The following is a 23513-nucleotide window of genomic DNA, read 5'->3' as shown; positions in this document are numbered from 1 at the left end:
CCGGTTTTCAACGCGACGAAAACCGGGGTTTTCGTCACCGGTGTCGAAAACCGCAACATTCGTCGCGTGAAAACCGGGGTTTTCGATCGGGGGACGGGGTCAGCCGTCGTTGCCTCGGGTTTTCTTGTCCTCGGCGCGGGGTTCGGGTTCGACCGTGACGGTGACGGGGGCCGAGCCCGGGGCGGGCAGGGCGCGGACGTCTTCGGCGACTCGGTCGGCGGCGGCCATGATGGAGCCGGCGCTGTCGGAGTCCAGGGTGCCGTTGGCGACCGCTTCGGCGATGTCGCGATGCAGGGCGACGAGAGCGGTTTCGGCGTCGAGGCGGTTGTGGGCGAGGGCGGCGGTCTTGACCTCGGCGACGCGGGCGCCCAGCTGGGCGCGCACCTGCGGATCGTCACCGCATCCGACCAGCACGAACCCGACCAGCACCACCGCGGGCAGCAGCCGGTTCATCCGCGCACCAGCCTCTCCAGGTTCTCCAGGTCGGCGGGCAGCCGGTCCGGTCCGGGATCACCGGAAACCGGTGGCAGCTCAGGGGTTTCGCTCGACGACGGCCAGAACGCCACGGCCAGCACGAGGGCGGCGACCACCGCCAGCAGCCCGGCGGCGATCGGCGCCAGCGGCGGCCGCGAGGACTGCTGCTGGACCGGCATCGACTCGGTCGGCGGGCGCTGCACCCGCTGCTGCGGCACGCGCGGTGGCGCGGGCAGCGGCGCCGGGATCGGGGCGAGGACCTCGGTCGTGCGACCGCTGAGCAGGTCACCGGCCTGCTCGGCGCTGATCCGTCGCGAGGGGTCGGCGGTGAGCATCGCCAGCAGCCCGCGCCGCAACCGGGCCGGGATGCCGTAGGGGACCTGCGGCGGGCGGACCAGGCGCGCGACGGCCGCGTCCGGGCCGCCGGGGTACTCCACCCGCCCGGTCACGCACTCCAGCAGCACCAGCCCGAGCGCGTAGACGTCGGCGGGAAACCCCACGTCACCACCGGAAACCTGCTCGGGAGCCATGTAGGTGGTGGTGCCGACGACCATGCCGGAGTCGGTGAGCCGACCGGCCGCGTCGGCCAGCCGCGACACCCCGAAGTCGGCGAGGAACGCGCGCCCGTCGTTGCCGACGAGCACGTTGGTGGGCTTGACGTCGCGGTGCACCACGTCGTTGCCGTGCACGTAGGCGAGCACGTCGGCCAGCTTGCCGCCGATGTCGGCGACGTCCTCGGGCTGCATCGGGCCCGTCTCGGCGACGTCGGCGAGCGTGCCGCCCTCGACGAGCTCCATGATCAGGAACAGCTCGTCCTCGTCGGCGCTGAAGTCGTGCACCGTGACCAGACCCGGGTGGCTCAGTCCCGCGAGGATCCTGGCTTCCTCGGCGAAGCGCTTGCGCCCCAGCTCATCGGTCGCCGAGCGGAACACCTTGGCAGCGACCAACCTCTGCAATCGGGTGTCCATCGCCCGGTGCACGTCGGCCATCCCACCGCCGCCGATGCGGGAACCCAGCCGGTACCGCCCGCCCAGCAACGGAGCATCGTCGGTCATGCACCCTCCGAACTCCTCACCCATTGACCCTATCGGGTGGTGACACGGAGCCCAACGACCGGCTTGAGCAGGAATCATCATGCTCAACCAGATCTTTATCGGCGGGTGACTCCGAGCGCGCGGATGCCGGCGAGGATGAGGTCGACCCCGGCCAGGAACTGCTCCCGGTCGTCGTGCTCGCGCAGCTGGTCGGCGACGTCGCGGGTGAACGGGAACTCGGCGGGATCGAGCTGCGCCCACGTGGCCGCGGCCGAACCGAGGAAGTCGCCGCGACTGCCGGCGGGAGCCATCCGCGCGTTGGCGGCGTTCTGGCCGCCGACGCCGAGGACGTAGTTGAGCAGCGCGGAGGCCGCGGCGAACTCGGCGGACCGGGGCATGCCGAGCGCCCGGACGTGACCGCCGAGGGTTTCGAAGATCCGCAGCAGCGTCGGGTGGGTCGGGGTGAGCGTGAGCTGCGTGCCCGCCCACGGGTGCGCGTCGATGGCGTCGAAGACGGCGAGCGCGACCTCCCGCACGGCGTCATCCCCGCGGGCGTCACCGGTGGGGATGACGTCGGCGAGCACGACCTCGGTGGCGGCGCTGAGCAGCTCGTCCTTGCCCGCGACGTGGTGGTAGAGGGCGCCGGGGCCGGTGCTGAGCTCGCGTCCGAGCCTGCGGAAGTTCAGGCCGCGCTCCCCCTCGGCGTCGAGGATCGCCACGGCGGCCTCGACGATGCGCTGCCTGGTCAGGGCGTCGGAGCGGCGTCCGGTGTGATGTGCGCTTCCCGGCATGGGTCCATCTTGACACACGCTGGAACGTCGTTCCAAACTCGAATGGAACAGCGTTCCAAAGGAGGCGTCATGACACCACCGGTCACCATCGTCGGAGCAGGCCTCGGCGGGCTCGCCCTCGCCCGCGTCCTGCACGTCCACGGCATCCCCGTCACCGTCTACGAAGGCGAGGACTCGCCCACCGCCCGCACGCAGGGCGGCATGCTCGACATCCACGACACCGACGGGCAGCTCGCGCTCAAGGACGCGGGCCTGTTCGACGAGTTCCAGCAGCTGATCTTCGAAGGCGCCGAGGCCAGCCGGCTGCTCGGCACCGACGGGACGGTGCTGCTCGACCGGCCCGACGACGGCCTGGGCAAGCGCCCGGAGGTCCGTCGCGGCGCCCTGCGCCGGATGCTGCTCGACTCGCTGCCGCCCGGAACCGTCCACTGGGGACACAAGCTCGCCTCGGTCCGCCCGCTCGGCGACGGGAGGCACGAGCTGACCTTCGCCCACGGCGCGAGAACGACCTCGGAACTCCTGGTCGGCGCCGACGGCGCGTGGTCGCGCGTCCGCCCGCTGCTGTCGGCGGCCACCCCCGCCTACGTCGGCGTGGTGTTCGTCGAGACGTACCTGTTCGACGCCGACACCCGCCACCCCGCCGCGGCCCGGGCCGTCGGCGACGGCTCCCTGTTCGTCCCCTCACCGGGCAAGGGCATCGCCGCCCACCGCGAACCCGGCGGCACCCTGCACACCTACGCCCAGCTGCGCGTCCCCCAGGAGTGGATCGACTCGACCACCCCGCTCCGCGACCGCGTCGCCGCCGAATTCGACGGCTGGGCACCGGAAATCCGCGCCCTGATCACCGACGGCGACACCGACCCGGTGCTGCGCCCGCTGCACACCCTGCCCGACGACCACCGGTGGGACCCCGTCCCGGGCGTCACCCTCATCGGCGACGCGGCCCACCTCATGGTCCCGGCAGGCGAAGGCGCCAACCTCGCCCTGTACGACGGCGCCGAACTCGGCAAAGCCCTCGCCACCCACGACGACCCCGGCACCGCGATCGCCACCTTCGAGCAGGAGATGTTCACCCGAAGCCACGCCACAGCCCCGGAATCCCACGAAGTCCTCGACTACTGCCTCAACACCCCGGACCACATCCTCACCCTCCTCACGACCTGACCCGAAGGCCCCGAGGGCAGGGGCTCACAGACGCTCTTCTGCCACCTTGACCAGCTCGGCGGCATCCTTCATGCGGAATTCGAGGACGGAACCGTCGGCGAAGCCGATCCGGAAGAACTCGACGGGGTCGAATCCGCGCCCGAGGTCAGCTGCGGCGAACCCGGCGATACCACTGGTCGGCAGTTCCCACCAGGTTTCCACCTCGCCGGCGTTGGCCCTGCCCTTGCCGAGCAAGCCGCCCAGGAAGCCCGATTCACCGCCTGTGCCCTTAGCCTCGGCGAGGGTATCGGCTTCGACGACCACCGCGAGCCGCTGATTGCTGCACACCAGCCAGGCGAGATGCCTACCGCTGTTCAGCGCTGCGGCGCTCCGCGGAGCCGCCTGCTGCGGGCCGCTCGCGTGGGCCCAGCCGAAGACAGCGGGATCGTGGACCCATTCGTCCGCGAGGTGTTCACCGGTTGCCACCAGGGAATTCACACTCGGCCACGGAGGCTGGAGCACGTCATGCCCGGCCTCGTAAGGGGCACCACGTCCGTCACTCGTCGTCGCACCGAACCACCCCGACTTCTGCGGGCCTCCGATGATGAAGGCGAGCTTCTCGCCAGGGCCGCACCAGCCCTCCGTGAGCAGCCGCACGACCTCTCGTTGATCCCGCATCGTCAGATCTTCCCGTGCGACATGTCGAGCAGGCGCTGCACGCGCTCCTGCTCCCGGGTCCGGCACACGTCCACACCGGAACCGTCGGTCAACGTCACCCGCAGGTACCAGGGCTTGTACTTGAACCCGCGTCCGAGATCGCGGCGCTGCGCGCTGATCTCGGTGATGGCGGAACGCTCGATCTCCAGCCAGGTCCTGACCTGCGGAACCGGAACGGGCACACCAGGTTCGTGCTCGGCCTTGTTCGCCGCGAGCTCCTGCGCGAACTTCACGGCCCCCTTACCGAACCTCAGCGCTCCGCCGAGCAGCCCCTGCGGCGACGGCTCTTCCTCGCGCTGCTCGGCGCTGAAGGTCAGCCACGCAAACCTCTGCGGCGTGAGTACCCAGCATCCGACAAGCGCATCACCTGGAACCCGCGACAGCTGTTCGACGGCCGCGCAGTCCTCCCCACCGCCGAACACCACGTTCGCAGGAGGATCCGAGAAGTCCGAGCCACCGCTGGCCCCGGCCGCAGCTTCCGCGAGACCGGCCACCACACCCGCTGCCTTGTCCCCGCCAGCGAGCATCGCGCGCGCCCCGAAGCCCTTCTTCGGTTTACCCCGCGCATCCAGCCCCACGACGTCGAACCCGCAGCTCAACTGCGTGCGGTGACACCACAGCACCGGCTCCCCCGGCCGACACCACTGCCCCCGAACCGCGAGAACCTCAATCACTGAAAGCCCTTCTCCTGAGCGGACTTCCGCTCCTGCTCATTCATCTCACCGGTCACCTGGTCCTTCCCGACACCATAAGCGGCATCCGCCCCCTGCTCGATTGCCGCGTCTGTTGCGGTCGAGACGCCCGCGTCGAACAACGCGCCGCTGATGCGCGTCTGCCCGCCGAATGTACTGGTCATGAACCGCTGAGCAAGATTGCCGGCCAGCGCACCAGCGCCCGTCTCGTTGGAGAACCGGCTGCTCGCCGTCGTGGCCAGAGAGGTCGGATCCGCCTTCGTCAGCGTGTTCAACGCGGCGTTTGAGTCGAGGCGCCGACCGACGAACTGCTTGACCATCCCACCGTTCCGCAGAGCATCCATCCTGGAGATGACCTCACGCAGCTTGGCGGTTTCGCGGAGCTTCTGGAGTAGTTGTTCCAGCTTCTGGAAGAGCTGGTAGAGCTTGCGCTGGACTTGGGCCACGCGGGTGGCGATGCGGCCGCCCTGGATTCCGACCTGGGCCGCCGTTCCCGCACTCGCGGCCCCCACGGAGGCTCCTGCGGTGATCCAGGACGCCGCCAGGGCTGCCAGCCACTGGATGATCAGGCCGATGATCAGTTCCGTGACGACCTGGATGAAGAACTCCATGAACATGTCGAAGATGTCGGCCGCCATGTCCAGCGTGCTCTTGAGGTCTCGGATGTCGGCGGACAGCGCCTTGACGCCGTCACCGAACTCGGCCATCTGCTTGCGGAACGCGTCGCCGTCCTTGCCGATCCACGTCTCAGCCGTGGCCTCGGCCCGCTGGGGTTCCTGCTCGGCTACCTGGTCCAGCCACTTGGCCACGTTCTCCCAGCCCTCGCCGGTCGCACGCATCTGCTCCGGATCACCGTAGGCCTGCTCCGCGAGTTCGATCAGCGGTGTCAGGACGATGGAGACCAGGAATCCGAGCCCGTTGTCGGCGAGTGCCTGACCTGGGCTGGCCATCGTCTGCAGTGCTTCGGCACGTGCGGAGACCGACGCCGCACCCCATTCCGGCGGCGAGGACGCGTCCGACAGGTCCTGCGCTGCACCCGCCCAGGAGGAGCCGTAACCCGCTGACTGCTCGAACCAGTTCTTGGACTTCCCCTCCCCCTTGTTGAGCGTCTGGAAGTCGCCCGGCCCCTGAGGTGCGGTCATGCCATGCCCTCCCCGGCCTTGTTGAGGGACTCGATGATCTGCTGCTCGGTCTCCGCGTAGTCCTTGACGGTCTCGTCCAGCTGCTCCTTGGTGTGGACCAGGAAGTCCTGAGCCTTCGTGGCCAGGTCCTGGCATTCGCGGAGGCCGGACTTGTAGGAGCTGAACAGGAACTCCCCAAGCGGTCCGAAGCACTGGTCGTCGACCTCGGCCTGGTTGAGGAGGTCGGCGAGCTGTCCGAACTTCTCGGCGAGCGAGTCACAACCGGCGCCGTGACCGGTCAGGGTCTGCGGAGTCATCCGAAGATCAGTCATCGTGGGTCTCCTCCCCTCAGCGCAGGAACGAACCGGATCCGAAATCGTCGTCCTCGTCGGCCGAGCTCGTCGGCGGACGCGACTGATGTTCCTCGCGGGGTTTCACGACCGCGGTCTGCGCGTTGAACGCCTCCTGGAACTGCGACATCCGGTCTCCGAGGATCGGGGCGACCGCCTCGTTCATCTGGTTCGCGGCGCTCTCCGTCGCCCGGCGAACCGCGTCCATGATCTGCTGCTGCAGCTCGTGCGCCTGCTTGCGCATCGCGTTCGGCGCCAGCTGAAGGTCCAAGAGCGCACCCGAAGGCGCCACGGAGACGGTGACGGAGCGGTCGTCGCTCGTGGCGGTGCCCTGCATGTCCTGGACGGCAGATTGGAGCTGGGCCGCTTTCGCCGCTTGCTCCTCGAAGTCCCGCAGCATCTCCTGGATCCGCTCGGCCGGGCCTGACATCCGATCCTCCCCCTTGATCGACTCACCTGCGGCGACGGTAGCCGAGGAGGTCGAGGGCGCGTGGAGAATTCACGGAATTCGCCATCCGATCAGCGCAGCGGAGAGCTTCGCAGACCACGTGGACGTCCCCGGAGCGTTGGGCGGGTCGGCACAACGCCAAGAGGGCGTGCGGGTTCCGGGGGGATCCGCACGCCCTCGTGGTGGGTTGTTGGTCAGGGGGTGAGTTTGGTGTTGATCTCTTCTGCGAGGTGGGTGTGGGTGGCTTGGAGGGACTTCACGTCGGGGCCGTGGCGGAGGACGTCTCGCGACGTCGTCGGCAGGACGTGGGGCAGGGCTCGGCCGAAGACCGCTTTGAGGTCTTCGACCGTGGCGCCCTGGGCGCCGAGGCCCGGGGCGAGGATGGGGCCGTTGAGGTCGGAGAAGTCGAGCTCTCCCGCCGGGATGGTGGCTCCGGCCACCACGCCGACGTGGCCCATCGGGGTCTTGCCCAGGTTGGTCTCGGCGGCCGAGTCCACGATGTACTGGCCGACCGTGTCGCCGCTGCCGTGGACCGACTGCTGCAGGCCCACGCCCTCCGGGTTCGACGTGCGGGCCAGCACGAACACGCCCTTGCCGTTCTGCTCGGCGAGCCCGATGGCCGGGGCCAGCGACCCGTAGCCGAGGTACGGCGAGACCGTGATCGCGTCGACGGCCAGCGGGGCGTGCTCGTCGAGGTAGGCCATCGCGTAGGCCGTCATCGTCGAGCCGATGTCGCCGCGCTTGACGTCCAGCAGCACCAGCGCACCCGCCTGCTGGGCCTCGGCGATCACCTTCTCCAGCACCGCGATCCCGGCGGAACCGTAGGACTCGAAGAACGCCGACTGCGGTTTGAGCAGCGCCACCCGGTCGGCCAGCGCCTCCACCACGGTCATCGCGAAGCGCTCCAGCGCCTGCGGGCTCTCCCCCAGCTGCCACGCGTGCAGCAGCGACGGGTGCGGGTCGATGCCCACGCACAGCGGCCCGCGCCGGCTCACCGCGTCGGTGAGCCGGGCGCCGAACCCCGCGCGCAGCGGCGCGTCAGCCACCGTCACTCACCGCCCTGGCGCAGCGCGGTCTGCAGGGCCTGCAGCGGCCGGACGCCGATGTTGCCGCCGATCGCGGCCTCGATGCCCTGCACGGCCGCCGCCGCGCCCTGCACGGTGGTGATGCACGGGACGTCGCGGGAGACCGCGGCCGTGCGGATCTCGTAGCCGTCGACCCGCGGACCCGGGTTGCCGTACGGGGTGTTGATGATCATGTCGACCTCGCCCGCCTTGATCAGGTCGACGACGTCGCGTTCGCCCTCGACCGACTCGGTGTGCTTGGCGACCACCGTGGAGGTGATGCCGTTGCGCCGCAACACCTCGGCCGTGCCCTGGGTCGCGAGGATCTCGAACCCGAGATCGGCCAGCCGCTTGACCGGGAACACCAGCGAGCGCTTGTCCCGGTTGGCCACCGAGACGAACACCTTGCCGGAGGTCGGCAGCGACCCGTAGGCACCGGCCTGCGACTTGGCGAAGGCCTGGCCGAACGAGGTGTCGATGCCCATGACCTCACCGGTCGACTTCATCTCCGGCCCGAGCAGCGAGTCCACCCCGGCGCCCTCGCGGGTGCGGAAGCGGTGGAACGGCAGGACCGCCTCCTTGACCGCCACCGGCGCCTCCACCGGCAGGTCCGCGCCGTCGCCCTCGGCGGGCAGCATCCCCTCGGCGCGCAGCTCGGAGATCTTGGTGCCCAGCATGATCCGCGAGGCGGCCTTGGCCAGCGGCGCGGCCGTGGCCTTGGAGACGAACGGCACCGTCCGGGAGGCGCGCGGGTTGGCCTCCAGCACGTAGAGCACGTCGTCCTTGAGCGCGTACTGCACGTTGAGCAGGCCGCGCACGCCGACACCGCGGGCGATGGCCTCGGTGGAGCGGCGCACCATCTCGATGTCCTGGCGGCCCAGGGTGATCGGCGGCAGCGCGCACGCCGAGTCGCCGGAGTGGATGCCGGCCTCCTCGATGTGCTCCATCACGCCGCCCAGGTAGATCTCGGTGCCGTCGCACAGCGCGTCCACGTCGATCTCGATGGCGTCGTCGAGGAACTTGTCCACCAGCACCGGGTGCTCCGGGGTGACCTCGGTGGCGCGGGCGATGTAGTTCTCCAGCGACGCCTCGTCGTAGACGATCTCCATGCCGCGACCGCCCAGCACGTAGGACGGGCGCACCAGCACCGGGTAGCCGATGTCGTCGGCGATGCGCTTGGCCCCCTCGAACGAGGTCGCCGTGCCGTACTGCGGCGCGGGAAGACCGGCCGCGACCAGCACGTCGCCGAAGGCGCCGCGCTCCTCGGCGAGGTGGATGGCCTCCGGCGGGGTGCCCACGACCGGCACGCCCGCGTCGGCGAGCCGCTGCGCCAGGCCCAGCGGGGTCTGGCCGCCCAGCTGCACGATCACGCCGGCGACCGTGCCGGAGTTCTGCTCGGAGTGCACGACCTCCAGGACGTCCTCGAAGGTCAGCGGCTCGAAGTACAGCCGGTCCGAGGTGTCGTAGTCGGTGGAGACGGTCTCCGGGTTGCAGTTGACCATCACGGTCTCGTACCCGGCGTCGCGCAGCGCCATGGCCGCGTGCACGCACGAGTAGTCGAACTCGATGCCCTGGCCGATGCGGTTCGGGCCCGAGCCGAGGATGATCACCTTCGGCTTCTCGCGCTGCTCGGCGACCTCCGACTCCGCGGCGGGGTCGGACTCGTAGGCCGAGTAGTGGTACGGCGTCTGGGCCGCGAACTCGGCGGCGCAGGTGTCGACGGTCTTGTACACCGGCCGCACGCCGAGGCGGTGCCGCAGCGCGCGCACCCCGTCCTCACCGGCCAGCTCCGGGCGCAGCGCGGCGATCTGGCGGTCCGACAGGCCCGCGCGCTTGGCGACCCGCAGCAGGTGGGCGTCGAGCACCGGGGCGTCGACGATCTCGCGCCGCAGCTCCACCCACGCCGCGATCTGGTCGACGAACCACGGGTCGATGCCGGAGGCCTCGTGCACCTGCTCGACGGTGGCGCCGAAGCGCAGCGCCCGCTCCGCAGTGTAGATCCGGCCGTCGTGCGCGGTGCGCAGTTCGTCCAGAGTGGACTGGAGGGTGGCGTCGTCGGGGTCCGCCTTGGTCCAGAAGCCGACGGCCTTGGTCTCCATCGACCGCAGGGCCTTGCCCATCGCCTCGGAGAAGCTGCGGCCCACGGCCATCGCCTCGCCGACGCTCTTCATCGTCGTGGTCAGCTCGGTGTCGGCGCCCGGGAACTTCTCGAAGGCGAACCGCGGCACCTTGACGACCACGTAGTCCAGGGTGGGCTCGAACGACGCCGGGGTCTCGCCGGTGATGTCGTTCTGGATCTCGTCGAGCGAGTAGCCCACCGCCAGCTTCGCGGCGATCTTGGCGATCGGGAACCCGGTCGCCTTCGACGCCAGCGCCGAGGACCGCGACACCCGCGGGTTCATCTCGATGACGACCATCCGGCCGGTCTCGGGGTGGATGGCGAACTGGATGTTGCAGCCGCCGGTCTCCACGCCGACCTCGCGCAGCACCTCGATGCCGACGTTGCGCATGTGCTGGTACTCGCGGTCGGTCAGCGTCATCGACGGCGCCACGGTCACCGAGTCACCGGTGTGCACGCCCATCGGGTCGACGTTCTCGATGGAGCAGATGACGACCACGTTGTCGTTGCGGTCGCGCATGAGCTCCAGCTCGTACTCCTTCCAGCCGAGCACGCTCTCCTCGATGAGCACCTCGTGCACCGGGGACTCGGCCAGGCCGAAGGAGGCCATCCGCTCCAGGTCCTCGCGGGTGTGCGCCATGCCGGAACCCAGGCCGCCCATGGTGAAGCTGGGCCGGATGACCACCGGCAGACCCGAGGTCTCGACGAACGAGCGCACGTCGTCCATCGACTTGCAGACCTTCGACGAGGGCACCTCGCCGCCGACCGAGCGCACGATGTCCTTGAACATCTGCCGGTCCTCGCCGCGCTGGATCGCGTCGACGTCGGCGCCGATGAGCTCCACGCCGTACTTGTCCAGCACGCCGCGCTCGTGCAGCGCGATCGCCGTGTTCAGCGCGGTCTGGCCGCCCAGGGTCGCCAGGATCGCGTCCGGCCGCTCGGCGTCGATGACCTTCTCGACGAACTCGGGCGTGATCGGCTCGATGTAGGTGGCGTCGGCGAACTCCGGGTCGGTCATGATCGTCGCCGGGTTGGAGTTCACCAGCGAGACGCGGATGCCCTCCTCCCGCAGCACCCGGCACGCCTGGGTGCCGGAGTAGTCGAACTCGCAGGCCTGACCGATGACGATCGGCCCGGAACCGATGACCAGAACGTGCTTGATATCAGTCCGCTTGGGCATTACCGGGCCTCGCTCATCAGATCAACGAACTTGTCGAACAGGGGCGCGGCGTCGTGCGGACCCGCTGCCGCCTCGGGGTGGTACTGCACGGAGAAGGCGGGGCCGTCCAGCAGCCGCAGGCCTTCGACGGCGCCGTCGTTGGCGCAGTGGTGGGACACGATCGCGCGGCCGAAGTCGGTGGAGAACTCCTCGCCCGGCTCGCCCTCCACGGCGAAACCGTGGTTCTGCGCGGTGATCGCGACCTTGCCGGTCTCCTGGTCGATGACCGGGATGTTGATGCCGCGGTGGCCGTACTGCAGCTTGTAGGTGCCGCGGCCCAGCGCGCGGCCAAGCACCTGGTTGCCGAAGCAGATGCCGAACAGCGGCAGCTTGCGGTCCAGGGCCTGGCGGGTCAGCTCGACCTGCGCGTCGGTGGTCGCCGGGTCGCCGGGACCGTTGGACAGGAACAGCCCGTCCGGCGCGATCTCCAGGATCTCGTCCATCGTGGACGCCAGCGGCATCACGTGGATCTCGATGCCCCGCTGGGCCATCATCCGCGGCGTGTTCGCCTTGATGCCCATGTCCAGCGCGGCCACCGTGAACCGCTTCTGGCCCTCGGCCGGGATCACGTAGGTCGAGGCGGTGGTGACGTCGCCCGCCAGGGACGCGCCGACCATGCCCGAGGAGTCCTTCACCGCGGCCACCATCTGCTCGTCGGAGGCCAGCTCCGGTCCCGAGAAGATGCCGCCGCGCATCGCGCCCAGCTCCCGCACGTGGCGGGTCAGGGTGCGGGTGTCGATCCCGGAGATGCCGACGACGTCCTGCCGGGTGAGCTCGTCGTCGAGGCTGCGGGTGGAGCGCCAGTTCGACGGCCGGCGGGCGGGGTCGCGCACGGCGTAGCCGGCGACCCAGATCTTGTCGGACTCGTCGTCCTCGTCGTTCCAGCCGGTGTTGCCGATCTGCGGCGCCGTCTGCACCACGATCTGGCGGTGGTACGACGGGTCGGTCAGCGTCTCCTGGTAGCCGGTCATGCCGGTGGTGAACACGACCTCACCGAGGGTGCGGCCCACCTTGCCGTAGGCCTCCCCGCGGAAGATCCGGCCGTCCTCCAGCACCAGCGCGGCCGGGGTGTGCGCGGTCATTTGTCCTCCGACTGATTCGAAGTCTGAGCGGGAAGGGCGCGAATCGCCTCGGCCCACTCGGTCTGTGCTTGCTTGTCGTCGCCGCGGAATCCGGTGTCCAGCAGCTGATCGCCGAGTCGCCAGGTCACCACCACGAGACCGGCGCCGGGCACGACCTTGTTGGCCAGCTTGTGGTCCAGCCGCGCGTCCACCACGGACGCGGCGGGGATCCACACCGCCGAGGCGCCGTCGCGCTCGATCAGCAGACCGGTCGCGTGCAGGTGCGCGGTGCCGTTGGCGCGGTGCCCGATGTCGCCGACCGCGATCCGGTCCTGCCAGTCGTCGGCCTTGGTCGTGCCGATGTACATGCCGGTGGCGGGGGCGAGGGTCTCGGCGCCGGGGTCGGCCGGCCGCTCCGGGAACGGAGGCAGCTCGGCCTCCTGTCGTCGGGCCCGGGCCAGCCAGCCGCGTCGCATCCCGAAGAACACCAGCGCCGCCAACGCGGCGAGCGCCAGCACCCACAGCGTGCGTTCCATCAGCGCCTCACCTTGCCCTCGTGCGCGGTGATCGCACCGCGCAGCAGCGTCGCGACGACCCGTCCGGGCAGCCGCATCCCTTCGAAGGGGGAGTTCTGGCCCAGGCTGGCGAGCTCGGCGGCGCGCACCGTCCACTCGGCGTCCGGGTCCACCAGCGCCAGGTTGGCCGGTTCGCCGACGGCGATCGGCCGCCCCTGGTCGGCCAGGCCGGCGATCTCGGCGGGCCGCTCGGAGAGCACCCGCGCGACCCCGCGCCAGTCCAGCAGGCCCGAGCGCACCATCGTCCGCGTCACGATGCCCAGCGCGGTCTGCAGCCCGAGCATGCCCGGCTTGGCCGCGGACCACTCGCAGTCCTTGTCCTGGGCGGCGTGCGGGGCGTGGTCGGTGGCCACGCAGTCCACGGTCCCGTCGGCCAGCGCCCGGCGCAGCGCCAGGGCGTCGTCGTCGGTGCGCAGCGGCGGGTTGACCTTGTTGACCGGGTCGTAGGTCGCCAGCCGCTCGTCGGTGAGCAGCAGGTGGTGCGGGGTCACCTCGGCCGACACCGAGCCGCCGGTGTCGCGGCCCTTGAAGAACCGCAGCAGCTCGGCGGTGCCCTCGGTGGAGACGTGGCAGACGTGCAGCGTGCCGCCGGTGTGCGCGGCCAGCAGGCAGTCCCGCGCCACGATCGACTCCTCGGCCGGGGCGGGCCAGCCGGCCAGGCCCAGCCGGGCGGCGTTGGGGCCCTCGTGGGCCTGCGCGCCGACGGTCAGCCGCGGCTCCTCGGCGTGCTGGGCGACCAGCCCGCCGAACGAGCGGGTGTACTCCAGCGCGCGGCGCATGATCAGCGGGTCGTGCACGCACTTGCCGTCGTCGGAGAAGACCCGCACCTCGGCCGCGGAGTGCCGCATGGTGCCCAGCTCGGCGAGCTTCTCCCCCGCCAGCCCGACGGTGACCGCGCCGACCGGGTGCACGTCGACCAGGCCGACCTCGCGGCCCCGGCGCCACACGTGCTCGACGATCACCGCGTTGTCGGCGACCGGGTCGGTGTTGGCCATCGCGAACACGGCGGTGTAGCCGCCCAGCGCGGCGGCCTTCGAGCCGGTCTCGATCGTCTCGGCGTCCTCCCGGCCCGGCTCGCGCAGGTGGGTGTGCAGGTCCACGAAGCCCGGCAGCGCCACGGCGCCGGAGCCCTGGACGATCTCGTCGGCGTCGGCGGAGAGGTTCGCGCCGATATCGGCGATCACGCCGTCGGCGACGAGCACGTCGACCGGCTCGCCCTCGCCGTAGGGTCGGACGTCCTTCAGCAGCACTCGCGTCATGCGGCGAGCTCCTCTCCGGCGAGCAGGTGGTAGAGCACCGCCATCCGCACGTGCACGCCGTTGCCGACCTGCTGGGTGATGGCGGCGCGCGGCGAGTCGGCGACCGACGGCGCGATCTCCATGCCGCGCAGCATCGGGCCCGGGTGCAGCACGACCGCGTGCTCGGGCAGCTTCGCCAGCCGCTTCTCGTTGAGGCCGTAGGCGATCGAGTACTCGCGGGCCGACGGGAAGAACCCGCCGTGCATCCGCTCGGCCTGCACCCGCAGCAGCATGACCGCGTCCAGGCCGGGCAGCTCCGGGTCGAGCTCGTGGCGCACCTCGGCGCCCCAGTGCTCGATGCCGGTCGGCACCAGCGTGGGCGGCGCGATGAGCGTCACCTCGGCGCCCAGCGTCCGCAGCAGGTGCACGTTGGACCGCGCGACGCGGCTGTGCAGCAGGTCGCCCACGATGCCGATGCGGCGCCCTGAGACGTCCCCCAGGCGCTCGCGCAGGGTCGCCGCGTCCAACAGGGCCTGGGTGGGGTGCTCGTGCATCCCGTCGCCCGCGTTGACGACCTGGGTGCCGTCGGCCTCCAGCCACTCCGCGAGCCGGTGCGCGGCGCCCGAGGCCGGGTGCCGGATGATCACGCAGTCGGCGCCCGCGGCCGACAGGGTCAGCGCGGTGTCCCGGAGGGACTCGCCCTTGCCGACCGAGGAGCTCGACGCCGACACGTTGATCACGTCGGCGCTCATCCACTTGCCGGCGACCTCGAAGGACACCCTGGTCCGGGTGGAGTTCTCGTAGAACAGCGTCACCACGGTGCGCCCGCGCAACGTCGGCAGCTTCTTCACCTCGCGCCCCAGCAGCGTCTGCTTGAGCGTGTCGGCGGTGTCGAGCACGGCGGTCGCGTCGGCGGCGGGAAGGCCCTCAGTGGACAGCAGGTGACGCATCACACCTCCTCCTGTTCCCGGGGCTCCTGTGCCTTGTGGATCACCACGCGGTCCTCGCCGTCCGTTTCGGACAGCTGCACGGCCACGTCCTCGCTGCGGGAGGTCGGGATGTTCTTGCCGACGTAGTCCGCGCGGATCGGCAGCTCGCGGTGGCCCCGGTCGACCAGCACGGCCAGCTGGACCGAGCGGGGACGGCCCTGGTCGCGCAGGGCGTCGAGGGCGGCGCGCACGGTGCGGCCGGAGAAGAGCACGTCGTCGACGAGCACGACCAGCTTGCCGTCCAGGCCCCCGGGCGGGAGGTTGGTGGGCTCCAGCGGCCGGTTGGGCTGGGTGCGCAGGTCGTCGCGGAAGAGCGTGATGTCGAGGGTGCCGACCGGCACCGTCACCCCGCTGAACTCGCTGATCTTGTCGGCCAGCCTCCTGGCCAGCGGCGTTCCCCTGGTCGGGACGCCCAGCAGCACGACCGGCTCGTCGGAGCTGTCCAGCGCGGTCTTCTCGATGATCTGGTGCGCGATGCGGGCTATCGTGCGCGCAACGTCACCGGCGGAAAGCAGCTCCCGCTGCCCTGCCGGTTCCGCCGCGCTCGCCTGATGGCGAGACGCCACGGTGCGACCTCCTTCTCCGCCTCACTGGACGGGTCCTTAAAGGATGGTGTGTGAGCTGCCCCGCAATCCGGGTTCGGGATGAACCTGCGCATCACCGGGCTGACCCGTACGCTATCAGCGACAACGGGTCAATCGACCGGGTGGTGTGTTGGTCCTCGCCACATCGGCACCGAAGACCAACTTGACCTGGTGACGCTCGCGAGCGAACATTACTCTCCGTATCGATCTGAGCTTTGCTCCCCGGTCGCCGTTATCGGCTGACGGGGCGAACGAACGGAGAAACGCCACATGGGCGACTACGCCAAGGCGCTGGGCAGCAAACTCCGCGCTATCCGCCAGCAGCAGGGTCTGTCGCTGCACGGCGTCGAGCAGAAGTCTGGCGGACGGTGGAAGGCCGTGGTCGTCGGGTCCTACGAGCGAGGCGACCGCGCGGTGACCGTGCAGAAGCTGGCCGAGCTCGCCGATTTCTACGGCGTGCCGGTCGCGGAGCTGCTGCCCGAGGGCCGCGTGCCTTCCGGCGCGGAGCCGGCCACCAAGGTTGTGATCAACCTGGAGCGCCTGCAGCAACTACCTGCGGAGAAGGTGGGTCCGCTGGCCCGCTACGCGGCCACGATCCAGAGCCAGCGCGGTGACTACAACGGCAAGGTGCTGTCCATCCGCACCGAAGACCTGCGTTCCCTGGCGATCATCTACGACATGACGCCGGGCGAGCTCACCGAGCAGCTCATCGACTGGGGTGTGCTTCCCCCTGAGGCGCGCCCTGCCCGCGAGGAGTGACACCACACCGATAAGAAGCGGACCGGGGCACCCAGCGGCGACGCCGCGACGGGTGCCCCTGGGCTTTTCAGCCCATCACCCGATCGGCCGCAGACGCGATCGACCGGTGCTCGCTCTGGGCAACGGCGGCCTACCGCCGATCGGGTGAGCGCGCGAAGAGGGGCACCCGCCGTCGGCAGGTGCCCCTCTTCGCGGCTCGTGGTCAGTCGACCGGAGTCCCCTCCTGCTTCGGGAGGGTCTTGCGCAAGCGGTCCCGGATGCCGGCGAGGCGGCCGAGGACGCCGTTGACGAAGCGCGGCGAGTCGTCGGTGGACAGGGCCCTGGCCAGCTCCACCGCCTCGTCGACGGCCACCACCGGCGGCACGTCGCCCTTCGGGCACCACAGCAGCTCGTAGAGGCCCAGCCGCAGCACCGCGCGGTCCACGACCGGCATCCGCGAGAGCGTCCAGCCCTCGATGTGCTGGGTGAGCAGCTCGTCGATCCGCTCCCGGTTCTCGGTCACGCCCTCGACCAGGATGATCGTGTAGTCCGGCACCGGCGGGGTCTCGGGCCCGCCGATCCGGTCGGACATGAGCGTGACGGCGTCGGTCTCGCGCAGGTCGGCCTCGTAGAGGAAGTCGACCGCGCGCTTACGAGCCTTGCTGCGCGAGCCGCTCATTTGGAGTTGACGCGGCTGAGGTACCGGCCGTCGCGCGGGTCGACCTTGACCTTGTCACCGGTGTTGAGGAACAGCGGCACCTGGATCTCGGCACCGGTCTCCAGCTTCGCCGGCTTGGTGCCGCCGGTGGAGCGGTCGCCCTGCAGGCCCGGGTCGGTGTGCTCGACGACGAGCTCCACCGAGGCGGGCAGCTCGACGTACAGCGGCGCGTCCTCGTGCCGGGCGACGACGACCTGGCTGTTCTCCAGCATGTAGTTCGCGGCGTCACCGACGACGTCGGCGGACACGCTGACCTGCTCGTAGGTGTCCGGCTCCATGAAGACGTAGTCGTTGCCGTCGTAGTACAGGTAGGTCATCTCGCGGCGGTCGACGTTGGCGGTGTCCACCTTCACCCCGGCGTTGAAGGTCTTGTCGACGACCTTGCCGGAGAGCACGTTCTTGAGGGTGGTGCGGACGAAGGCGCCGCCCTTGCCGGGCTTGACGTGCTGGAAGTTGACGACGGACCACAGCTGGCCGTCGAGGTTGAGCACCAGTCCGTTCTTCAGGTCGTTCGTGGAAGCCACGTGGGGGTTCTCCTGTGGTGATGGCTTGGTGTTGCGCCGGGCCGCAGCGGGGCTCCGGCGAAGTTCCGCGCACCCGTCGTGCGTCAGACTTCGACGAGCTCTTTGGTCGTCAGGGTGAGGAGCTCCGGCGTGCCTGGACGCACGACCAGTGTGTCCTCGATACGGACCCCGCCCTGCCCGGCCAGGTAGACGCCAGGCTCGACGGTGACCGCCATCCTCTCGGCGATTCTACCGTCCCCGCGCTGCGACAACGTGGGCGCCTCGTGGATCTCGAGGCCCACGCCGTGTCCCAAGCCGTGCAGGAACCGCTCCCCGTGCCCCGCGTCGGTGATCACCTGACGCGCCGCGGTGTCGACCTCGCTGACCTCGGTACCGGCCTTGACCGCCGCTCGTCCGGCGGCCTGCGAGGCGCGGACGAGCTCGTAGACGTCGCGCTGCCAGTCGGCGGCCTTGCCGAGCACGACCGTGCGGGTCATGTCCGAGTGGTAGCCGTCGACCAGGGCGCCGAAGTCCATCTTGACGAAGTCGCCGGTGGTCAGGACCGCGTCGGTGGGCCGGTGGTGCGGGACGGCGGAGTTGGCGCCCGCGGCGACGATCGTGTCGAACGAGGGCCCGGCGGCGCCGTTGTCCAGCATCCGGGCCTCCAGGTCGCGGGCGACCTCCAGCTCGGTGCGGCCGGGGCGCAGGCCGCCGTGCTCGATGAGATCGGCCAGCGCGCGGTCGGCGGCGGCGCAGGCCATCCGCAGCGCGTCGATCTCGGTCTCGTCCTTGATCAGCCGCAGGTCCTCGACCAGGCCCGGGGCGCGCACCAGCTCGGACTTGCCCGCCGCGTCGTCGAGCACGTCGCGGTTGTCGACGGTGACGTGCTGGGACTCGAAGCCGACCCGCCGGTAGACGCCGACCTCCTCGCCGAGGCGCTGCGCCAGCGTCACGTCGCTCGCCCGGTCGATCACGCGCTCCAGGTCCGGGACCTGCTCCTCGGCCTGGGTGAGGTAGCGGCCGTCGGTGCAGAACACCGTGCGGTTCTCGTCGCCGGCGTGCACCACCAGCGCGGCGTTGGACCCGGTGAACCCCGTCAGGTAGCGGATGTTGAGCAGGTCGGTCACCAGCAGGGCGTCCAGGTCCCGCTCCCGCAGGAGGCTGCGGAGCGCGTCTCGTCGATGGGCGTGCGTTTCGGACATGTTTCGGAGCCTAACCCCCAGGGCAGCGGAGCGACCCGCGTCGAGCGGCCGTTTGCTGAAAGCCGCCAGGACCTTGCGCCCCGCACCGGGGCCGTGCAACTCGGGAACGCGGAAACCCGCAGGTGAGCGGATCTTCGCGCACTCGCCGGGACTGTCGGTGGCGGCCGCTAGGGTGGGGTCGTGGAGCTGACGTGGAGCACCGTGTCGGGGCCGGTCGGGGAGATCACCGCCGTGGCCTCCGGCACCGGCGTGCGGCACGTGGCCTTCGCCGGCCCCGACGTCGCGCTGGCCGAGTTCCCGGGCGCCGGGCCCGGCGGGCTCGCCGAGGAGGCGACCGGGCAGCTCGGCGAGTACTTCTCGGGGCGGCGCAAGGAGTTCCGGCTCCCGATCGACTGGACCGGCCTGGACGGGCTGCGCGCGCACGTGCTCCGCACGCTGCTGGAGCAGGTGCCCTTCGGCGAGACCGTCAGCTACAAGGGGCTCGCGGAGCTGTCCGGCAGACCCGAGGCCTCCCGCGCGGTCGGCACGATCATGGGTTCCAACCCGGTGCCGCTGATCGTGCCGTGCCACCGGGTGCTGGCCTCCGGCGGCGGGCTCGGCGGCTTCGGCCCCGGGCTGGAGGCCAAGCGGAAGCTGCTGGTGCTAGAGGGAATCCTGGAACCCAGCCTGCTGGAGCTGGACCTGATGGGCGACGAATAGGTGGTAGGTCGTCTCCCGCTGCCCCAGGGTCACCGGGATCGCCAGCTCCTCGGCGTCGCCGAAGACCTCCCGCATCGCGGCGAGCAGATCGGGTGAGGTGTCGGCCGACCACACCGCCAGCGTCCCGCCCTCGGCCAGCTTGTCGCGGCAGCGGCGCAGGAACGGCGAGTCGTAGAGGGCCGAGTTCTCCTGGTACACCAGGAAGTCCGGGCCGTTGTCGACGTCGAGCAGCAGCACGTCGCAGCGGCCGTCCGGTTCGGCGTCGAGGACCTCGGCGACGTCGCCGACGGTGACCCGCACCCGCTCGTCGGCCAGCGCCGCCGCGGTGCCGGGGACCAGTCCGGCGCGGTGCCAGTCCAGCAGGTCCGGTTCGATCTCGACCACGTGCGCCTCGGTGACGCGCGCGTCGGCCAGCACCTCGCGGAGGGTGAAGCCGAGCCCGAGACCGCCGATGAGCACCCGGAGCCCGTCGCCGCGGTCGAGCCCGCCCAGGGTGGTGGCGGCCAGCAGGCGCTCGGTCTCGGTGTGCGCGGTGTCCATCACGAACACGCCGTTGACCCGCAGTTCCAGCGCGTCGTCGCGGCGCATCAGCACGAGCTCACCGCGCTCGCCGACCGCACGGGCGAGAACCTCAGACATGGCCCGGAGACTACCGCGACCGTTCCCAGCCGCCGGATCCAACTGGCAATTTCGCAGGTCAGCGCTCCTGAAACGATCCTCGGCCGGTGTCGCGACGTGAACGCGCCGGTCACGCCCCCGCTGAGCCGACCGGCGCAGCGGGGGCGCGTCGCTTCGGCCGCTTGGCCGATCTCGGGCGCGCTCGCACACTGGTGCGTGCCTCAGGAGCCCGCCCGGGCCGGATTCGCGCCCCGGTCCTCGCCGGAGCTCCTGCGGGTGTTTCTCCGGATCGATACGGAGAAGGCCGTCGCCAGCAGGCAGAGCGCACCCGATCCGTACCAGGCGACCGCGTAGTCGCCGAACACGTCGCGGATCAGCCCGGCCCCGCCGGCGACGGCCGCCGCGCCCACCTGGTGCGAGGCGAAGACCCAGCCGAACACCACCGGCGCCTTCTCCTCGAAGTGCTCCCGGCACAGCGCCATCGTCGGCGGCACCGTCGCGACCCAGTCCAGGCCGTAGAAGACGACGAACAGCACCATCTCCACGCCCGGCTCCGGTGCGAACAGCTGCGGCAGCACGAACAGCGACACCCCGCGCAGCGTGTAGTAGACGGCGAGCAGGACGCGCGGGTTGATCTTGTCGGTGAGGTAGCCCGACGCGACCGTTCCCAGCACGTCGAAGACCCCGATGATCGCGAGCAATCCGGCGGCCGTGGTGGTGGGCATCCCGTGGTCGTGCGCGGCGGGCACGAAGTGCGTGTTGACCAGACCGTTGGTGCTGGCCCCGCAGATCGCGAAACCGCCCGCCAGCAACCAGAAAACCGGGTTGCGCGCGGCACCGGCCAGCGCCCTGACCGCCAGCAGCGCGGGATTTCCCCGCTCCCGCGCGGGTTCCGGCTCGTCGCCGGTCGCGCCGTAGGCGGACGTGCCCGCGTCGCGCGGGTGCTCACGCATCACGAGCCGCACGAGGAGCGCGACCAGCAGCGCGGCGGCGGTGATGGTCAGCGACGCCGCGCGCCAGCCCCAGCCCTCCACCAGCGCCGCCTCCACCGGCAGGAACACCAGCTGCCCGGTCGCGCTGGCCGCGGTGAGCACCCCGCTGACCAGGCCTCGCCGCGCCACGAACCAGCGGTCGACCACCGTGGACACGAACGCCAGCGCCATCGACCCGGTGCCGAGCCCGACGAGCAGACCCCAGCACACGATCAGCTGCCACGGCTCGGTCATCAGCACCGTCAGCCCGCTACCCGCGCCCACCAGCAGCAGCGCGGCGACGGTGACCCGGCGGATCCCGAAGCGCTCCATCAGCGCCGCCGCGAACGGGGCGGTCAGGCCGAACAGCAGCAGGTTCAGCGACACCGCCACCGAGATCAACCCGTGCGACCACCCGAACTCCCGGTGCAGCGGATCCATCAGGACACCGGGCGCGGACCGGAACGCGGCGGCCCCCATCAGCGCGACGAACGCGACGGCGGCGACCGACCAAGCGGGGTGCACCCGCAGCACTCGAACCATGCCGATCAGCCTGATCGCACCGGGATCTCCGAACCAGTGGCCGGAGGGACAACATGTGGGAAGATCCGGCCATGCATCGAATCGCAGTGCTGGGCGTGCGGACCGTCGTCGGGTTCGACCTGGCCATCCCGCCGCAGGTCTTCGCGGGCACCTCGGGGCCGCAGGGCGAGCTCTACGACGTGACGGTGTGCAGCATCGACGGCGGCCCGCTGCCCACGACCAGGGGTTTCTCGGTGCTGCCCGAGTGCGGCGTGGACGCGGTGGGCGTGCCGGACACGGTGATCGTGCCCGGCGTCGACACCGACGACTTCACCGAGGACCCCGAGGTCACCGACTACCTGCGCGGGCTGCCCGAGGGGACGCGGATCATGTCGATCTGCACCGGGGCCTTCGTGCTGGCCGCCGCGGGCCTGCTCGACGGGCGCCCGGTCACCACGCACTGGGCGCACGCCGAGCGGTTCCGCGAGATGTTCCCGCAGGTCGAACTGCACCCGGATCTGCTGTTCGTGGACGACGGCGACGTGCTGACCTCCGCGGGCGTGGCCGCCGGGATCGACCTGTGCCTGCACGTGATCCGCTCCGACCACGGCAGCGAGATCGCCAATCGCGCGGCGCGGCGCAACGTCGTCCCGCCCTGGCGCGACGGCGGGCAGTCGCAGTTCATCGAACGACCGCTGCCCTCCCCCGGCGGCCTCGGCACCGCCCCGACGCGGGAGTGGATGCTGCACCGGCTCGCCGAGCCGCTGACGCTGGAGGGCATCGCGGCGCACGCGGGGATGAGCGTGCGGACCTTCACCCGGCGGTTCCGGGAGGAGGCCGGGACCTCGCCGCTGGACTGGCTGCTCGGGCAGCGCATCGAGCACGCGCGGCACCTGTTGGAGCGCACCGACCTGCCGATCGAGGAGGTCGCGGTGCGGTCCGGGCTGAGCACGGCGACGTCGCTGCGCAAGCACCTGCGGGCCAAGCTCGGCATCGGACCGGCCGCCTATCGGAGGACCTTCCACCAGAACTAGTTACCTCCGCTCACGACCGAAGCAACCTCGCGGGCGGATGGGCGTCTTCTCAGGTGAGAGAGCGACCCGCTGGGGGTTCGACTGAGAGGGGCGAGAGTCATGACTCGGACGAGGATCATCGTGGCGGCGACCGCAGCGCTGCTGGCCGCGGGGCTGAGCGCCTGCGACGACGACGGGGCTTCGAGGGCGTCCGGCACCGTGGTCAACGACGCCGCACCGGAGACGACGCAGGCCCAGACCGGTTCGGAGCAGTCCGGGCCGACGGAGACGGAGTCCGGCGAGGCCGAGTCCAGCGACTCCGACTCCGACGAGACCCCGTCCACCGAGACCGAATCGCCGGAGGAACAGCCCGCGTCGACGCTGTGCAAGGTCGCGGATCTGGCCGTGACGGTACAGTACGTCGACTCGGCCGCTGGGACCGTGCACCAGGCGCTGCAGTTCACCAACACCGGCCACCGCACCTGCGAGATCCAGGGCTTCCCCGGCGTCTCGTACGTCGGCGGCGACGACGGCCACCAGATCGGCAAGCCCGCGGACCGCTCCGGCGACAAGGGCCCGGCCATCACCCTCAACCCCGGCGCTCAGGCGTGGGCCCCGATCGCGGCCCCGCGCCCGGAGAACTACGACGAAGCCACCTGCCAACCCCAGGAGGCCCGCGGCTTCCGCATCTACCCACCCCAGGAGTACGACTCGGTCTTCGTCCCCCTCACCGTCACGGCCTGCAGCAACGCAGAAGCCCCCAACAAGTTCCTCACCGTACAAACCCTCCAGGAGGGAACCCCCTCCTGAGAGGCCTTCGGGTCTCGGGGGTCGGTGCGTCACCAACGGACAGTTTTTGCCAGAATTGTCCAGGCAAAACGGACATGATCATGGGGCAGTTTCAGCAAAA

General features: G+C 70.7%; 25 protein-coding genes. 5 read left to right on the top strand and 20 right to left on the bottom strand.

The window, feature by feature from the left end; genetic code table 11:
* Positions 1-99 precede the first annotated feature (99 nt).
* The 3 genes from BM424_RS26825 to BM424_RS26815 all read right to left on the bottom strand — a co-directional run bounded on the left by BM424_RS26825 (position 100) and on the right by BM424_RS26815 (position 2299).
* Positions 100-453: a hypothetical protein gene (locus BM424_RS26825; protein ID WP_093423689.1), complete on the bottom strand. Its 354-nt coding sequence runs from the start codon at positions 451-453 to the stop codon at positions 100-102.
* Complete coding sequence (locus BM424_RS26820; protein ID WP_093423686.1) at positions 450-1529, bottom strand: serine/threonine-protein kinase; 1080 nt, start codon at positions 1527-1529, stop codon at positions 450-452. Before BM424_RS26820 ends, BM424_RS26825 begins: the two co-directional genes overlap by 4 nt.
* 95 nt (positions 1530-1624) lie before the next feature.
* The gene (locus BM424_RS26815; protein WP_093423684.1) at positions 1625-2299 is read right to left on the bottom strand and encodes a TetR/AcrR family transcriptional regulator; all 675 of its coding nucleotides are present in this window, start codon (positions 2297-2299) and stop codon (positions 1625-1627) included.
* Positions 2300-2368: 69 nt separating this feature from the next.
* Here BM424_RS26815 and BM424_RS26810 point away from each other — a divergent pair, with 69 nt between their 5' ends.
* Positions 2369-3463, top strand: coding sequence for an FAD-dependent oxidoreductase (locus BM424_RS26810; protein WP_093423681.1), 1095 nt, complete (start codon positions 2369-2371; stop codon positions 3461-3463).
* A 24-nt stretch (positions 3464-3487) separates the two neighbouring features.
* Here the strand turns inward: BM424_RS26810 and BM424_RS26805 are convergent, their stop codons facing one another.
* The 12 genes from BM424_RS26805 to pyrR form a co-directional block, all read right to left on the bottom strand.
* The gene (locus BM424_RS26805) at positions 3488-4099 is read right to left on the bottom strand and encodes a hypothetical protein (protein ID WP_139274174.1); all 612 of its coding nucleotides are present in this window, start codon (positions 4097-4099) and stop codon (positions 3488-3490) included.
* A 23-nt stretch (positions 4100-4122) separates the two neighbouring features.
* On the bottom strand, positions 4123-4833 hold the full coding sequence (locus tag BM424_RS26800; protein ID WP_093423676.1) for a hypothetical protein: 711 nt from the start codon (positions 4831-4833) through the stop codon (positions 4123-4125).
* A complete protein-coding gene (locus BM424_RS26795; protein WP_093423673.1) occupies positions 4830-5993 on the bottom strand; it encodes a WXG100 family type VII secretion target in 1164 nt (387 codons plus the stop codon). The genes BM424_RS26800 and BM424_RS26795 overlap by 4 nt, the downstream gene beginning before the upstream one ends.
* Positions 5990-6304: a hypothetical protein gene (locus BM424_RS26790; protein ID WP_245776161.1), complete on the bottom strand. Its 315-nt coding sequence runs from the start codon at positions 6302-6304 to the stop codon at positions 5990-5992. The genes BM424_RS26795 and BM424_RS26790 overlap by 4 nt, the downstream gene beginning before the upstream one ends.
* Before the next feature lie 16 nt (positions 6305-6320).
* Positions 6321-6722, bottom strand: a complete 402-nt coding sequence (locus BM424_RS26785) for a YbaB/EbfC family nucleoid-associated protein (RefSeq protein WP_175548280.1) — start codon at positions 6720-6722, stop codon at positions 6321-6323.
* Between the two features lie 242 nt (positions 6723-6964).
* The gene (gene pyrF / locus BM424_RS26780; protein WP_245776160.1) at positions 6965-7816 is read right to left on the bottom strand and encodes an orotidine-5'-phosphate decarboxylase; all 852 of its coding nucleotides are present in this window, start codon (positions 7814-7816) and stop codon (positions 6965-6967) included.
* Positions 7817-7818: 2 nt separating this feature from the next.
* Positions 7819-11133, bottom strand: a complete 3315-nt coding sequence (carB, locus tag BM424_RS26775; RefSeq protein ID WP_093423665.1) for a carbamoyl-phosphate synthase large subunit — start codon at positions 11131-11133, stop codon at positions 7819-7821.
* Complete coding sequence (gene carA / locus BM424_RS26770; RefSeq protein WP_093423663.1) at positions 11133-12254, bottom strand: glutamine-hydrolyzing carbamoyl-phosphate synthase small subunit; 1122 nt, start codon at positions 12252-12254, stop codon at positions 11133-11135. The genes carB and carA overlap by 1 nt, the downstream gene beginning before the upstream one ends.
* Positions 12251-12769, bottom strand: coding sequence for a PH-like domain-containing protein (locus BM424_RS26765; RefSeq protein ID WP_093423660.1), 519 nt, complete (start codon positions 12767-12769; stop codon positions 12251-12253). The genes carA and BM424_RS26765 overlap by 4 nt, the downstream gene beginning before the upstream one ends.
* A complete protein-coding gene (locus BM424_RS26760; RefSeq protein ID WP_093423658.1) occupies positions 12769-14067 on the bottom strand; it encodes a dihydroorotase in 1299 nt (432 codons plus the stop codon). The genes BM424_RS26765 and BM424_RS26760 overlap by 1 nt, the downstream gene beginning before the upstream one ends.
* Entirely contained in the window at positions 14064-14996 is a 933-nt protein-coding gene (locus tag BM424_RS26755) for an aspartate carbamoyltransferase catalytic subunit (RefSeq protein ID WP_093423655.1), read from the bottom strand. Before BM424_RS26755 ends, BM424_RS26760 begins: the two co-directional genes overlap by 4 nt.
* Positions 14996-15601 (bottom strand): bifunctional pyr operon transcriptional regulator/uracil phosphoribosyltransferase PyrR, encoded by a 606-nt coding sequence (gene pyrR / locus BM424_RS26750; protein WP_093423653.1) that lies wholly within the window; start codon positions 15599-15601, stop codon positions 14996-14998. The genes BM424_RS26755 and pyrR overlap by 1 nt, the downstream gene beginning before the upstream one ends.
* 288 nt (positions 15602-15889) lie before the next feature.
* Here pyrR and bldD point away from each other — a divergent pair, with 288 nt between their 5' ends.
* Positions 15890-16378, top strand: coding sequence for a transcriptional regulator BldD (gene bldD / locus BM424_RS26745; RefSeq protein WP_010311046.1), 489 nt, complete (start codon positions 15890-15892; stop codon positions 16376-16378).
* Positions 16379-16580: 202 nt separating this feature from the next.
* Here bldD and nusB read toward each other — a convergent pair whose 3' ends face one another.
* The 3 genes from nusB to BM424_RS26730 form a co-directional block, all read right to left on the bottom strand.
* Positions 16581-17036, bottom strand: coding sequence for a transcription antitermination factor NusB (gene nusB / locus BM424_RS26740; protein ID WP_093423650.1), 456 nt, complete (start codon positions 17034-17036; stop codon positions 16581-16583).
* The gene (efp, locus tag BM424_RS26735) at positions 17033-17599 is read right to left on the bottom strand and encodes an elongation factor P (RefSeq protein WP_093423648.1); all 567 of its coding nucleotides are present in this window, start codon (positions 17597-17599) and stop codon (positions 17033-17035) included. The genes nusB and efp overlap by 4 nt, the downstream gene beginning before the upstream one ends.
* An 83-nt stretch (positions 17600-17682) precedes the next feature.
* Entirely contained in the window at positions 17683-18780 is a 1098-nt protein-coding gene (locus BM424_RS26730; RefSeq protein WP_093423645.1) for a M24 family metallopeptidase, read from the bottom strand.
* Between the two features lie 180 nt (positions 18781-18960).
* Between BM424_RS26730 and BM424_RS26725 the strand changes: the two genes are divergently transcribed.
* A complete protein-coding gene (locus BM424_RS26725) occupies positions 18961-19479 on the top strand; it encodes a methylated-DNA--[protein]-cysteine S-methyltransferase (RefSeq protein WP_093423643.1) in 519 nt (172 codons plus the stop codon).
* Here BM424_RS26725 and BM424_RS26720 read toward each other — a convergent pair.
* Both BM424_RS26720 and BM424_RS26715 read right to left on the bottom strand, forming a co-directional pair.
* Positions 19423-20118, bottom strand: coding sequence for a spermidine synthase (locus BM424_RS26720; RefSeq protein WP_093423640.1), 696 nt, complete (start codon positions 20116-20118; stop codon positions 19423-19425). The genes BM424_RS26725 and BM424_RS26720 overlap by 57 nt on opposite strands.
* Before the next feature lie 200 nt (positions 20119-20318).
* Positions 20319-21611 (bottom strand): MFS transporter, encoded by a 1293-nt coding sequence (locus BM424_RS26715; protein ID WP_093423638.1) that lies wholly within the window; start codon positions 21609-21611, stop codon positions 20319-20321.
* A gap of 71 nt (positions 21612-21682) precedes the next feature.
* Between BM424_RS26715 and BM424_RS26710 the strand changes: the two genes are divergently transcribed.
* Together BM424_RS26710 and BM424_RS26705 are read left to right on the top strand one after the other, a co-directional pair.
* On the top strand, positions 21683-22624 hold the full coding sequence (locus BM424_RS26710; RefSeq protein ID WP_093423878.1) for a GlxA family transcriptional regulator: 942 nt from the start codon (positions 21683-21685) through the stop codon (positions 22622-22624).
* Positions 22625-22723: 99 nt separating this feature from the next.
* Positions 22724-23413, top strand: coding sequence for a DUF4232 domain-containing protein (locus BM424_RS26705; RefSeq protein WP_093423635.1), 690 nt, complete (start codon positions 22724-22726; stop codon positions 23411-23413).
* Positions 23414-23513: the final 100 nt, after the last annotated feature.

This window comes from Saccharopolyspora flava (genome assembly GCF_900116135.1).
GTDB classification, from domain to species: domain Bacteria; phylum Actinomycetota; class Actinomycetes; order Mycobacteriales; family Pseudonocardiaceae; genus Saccharopolyspora; species Saccharopolyspora flava.
This window is presented reverse-complemented; position numbering and strand designations above follow the sequence as displayed.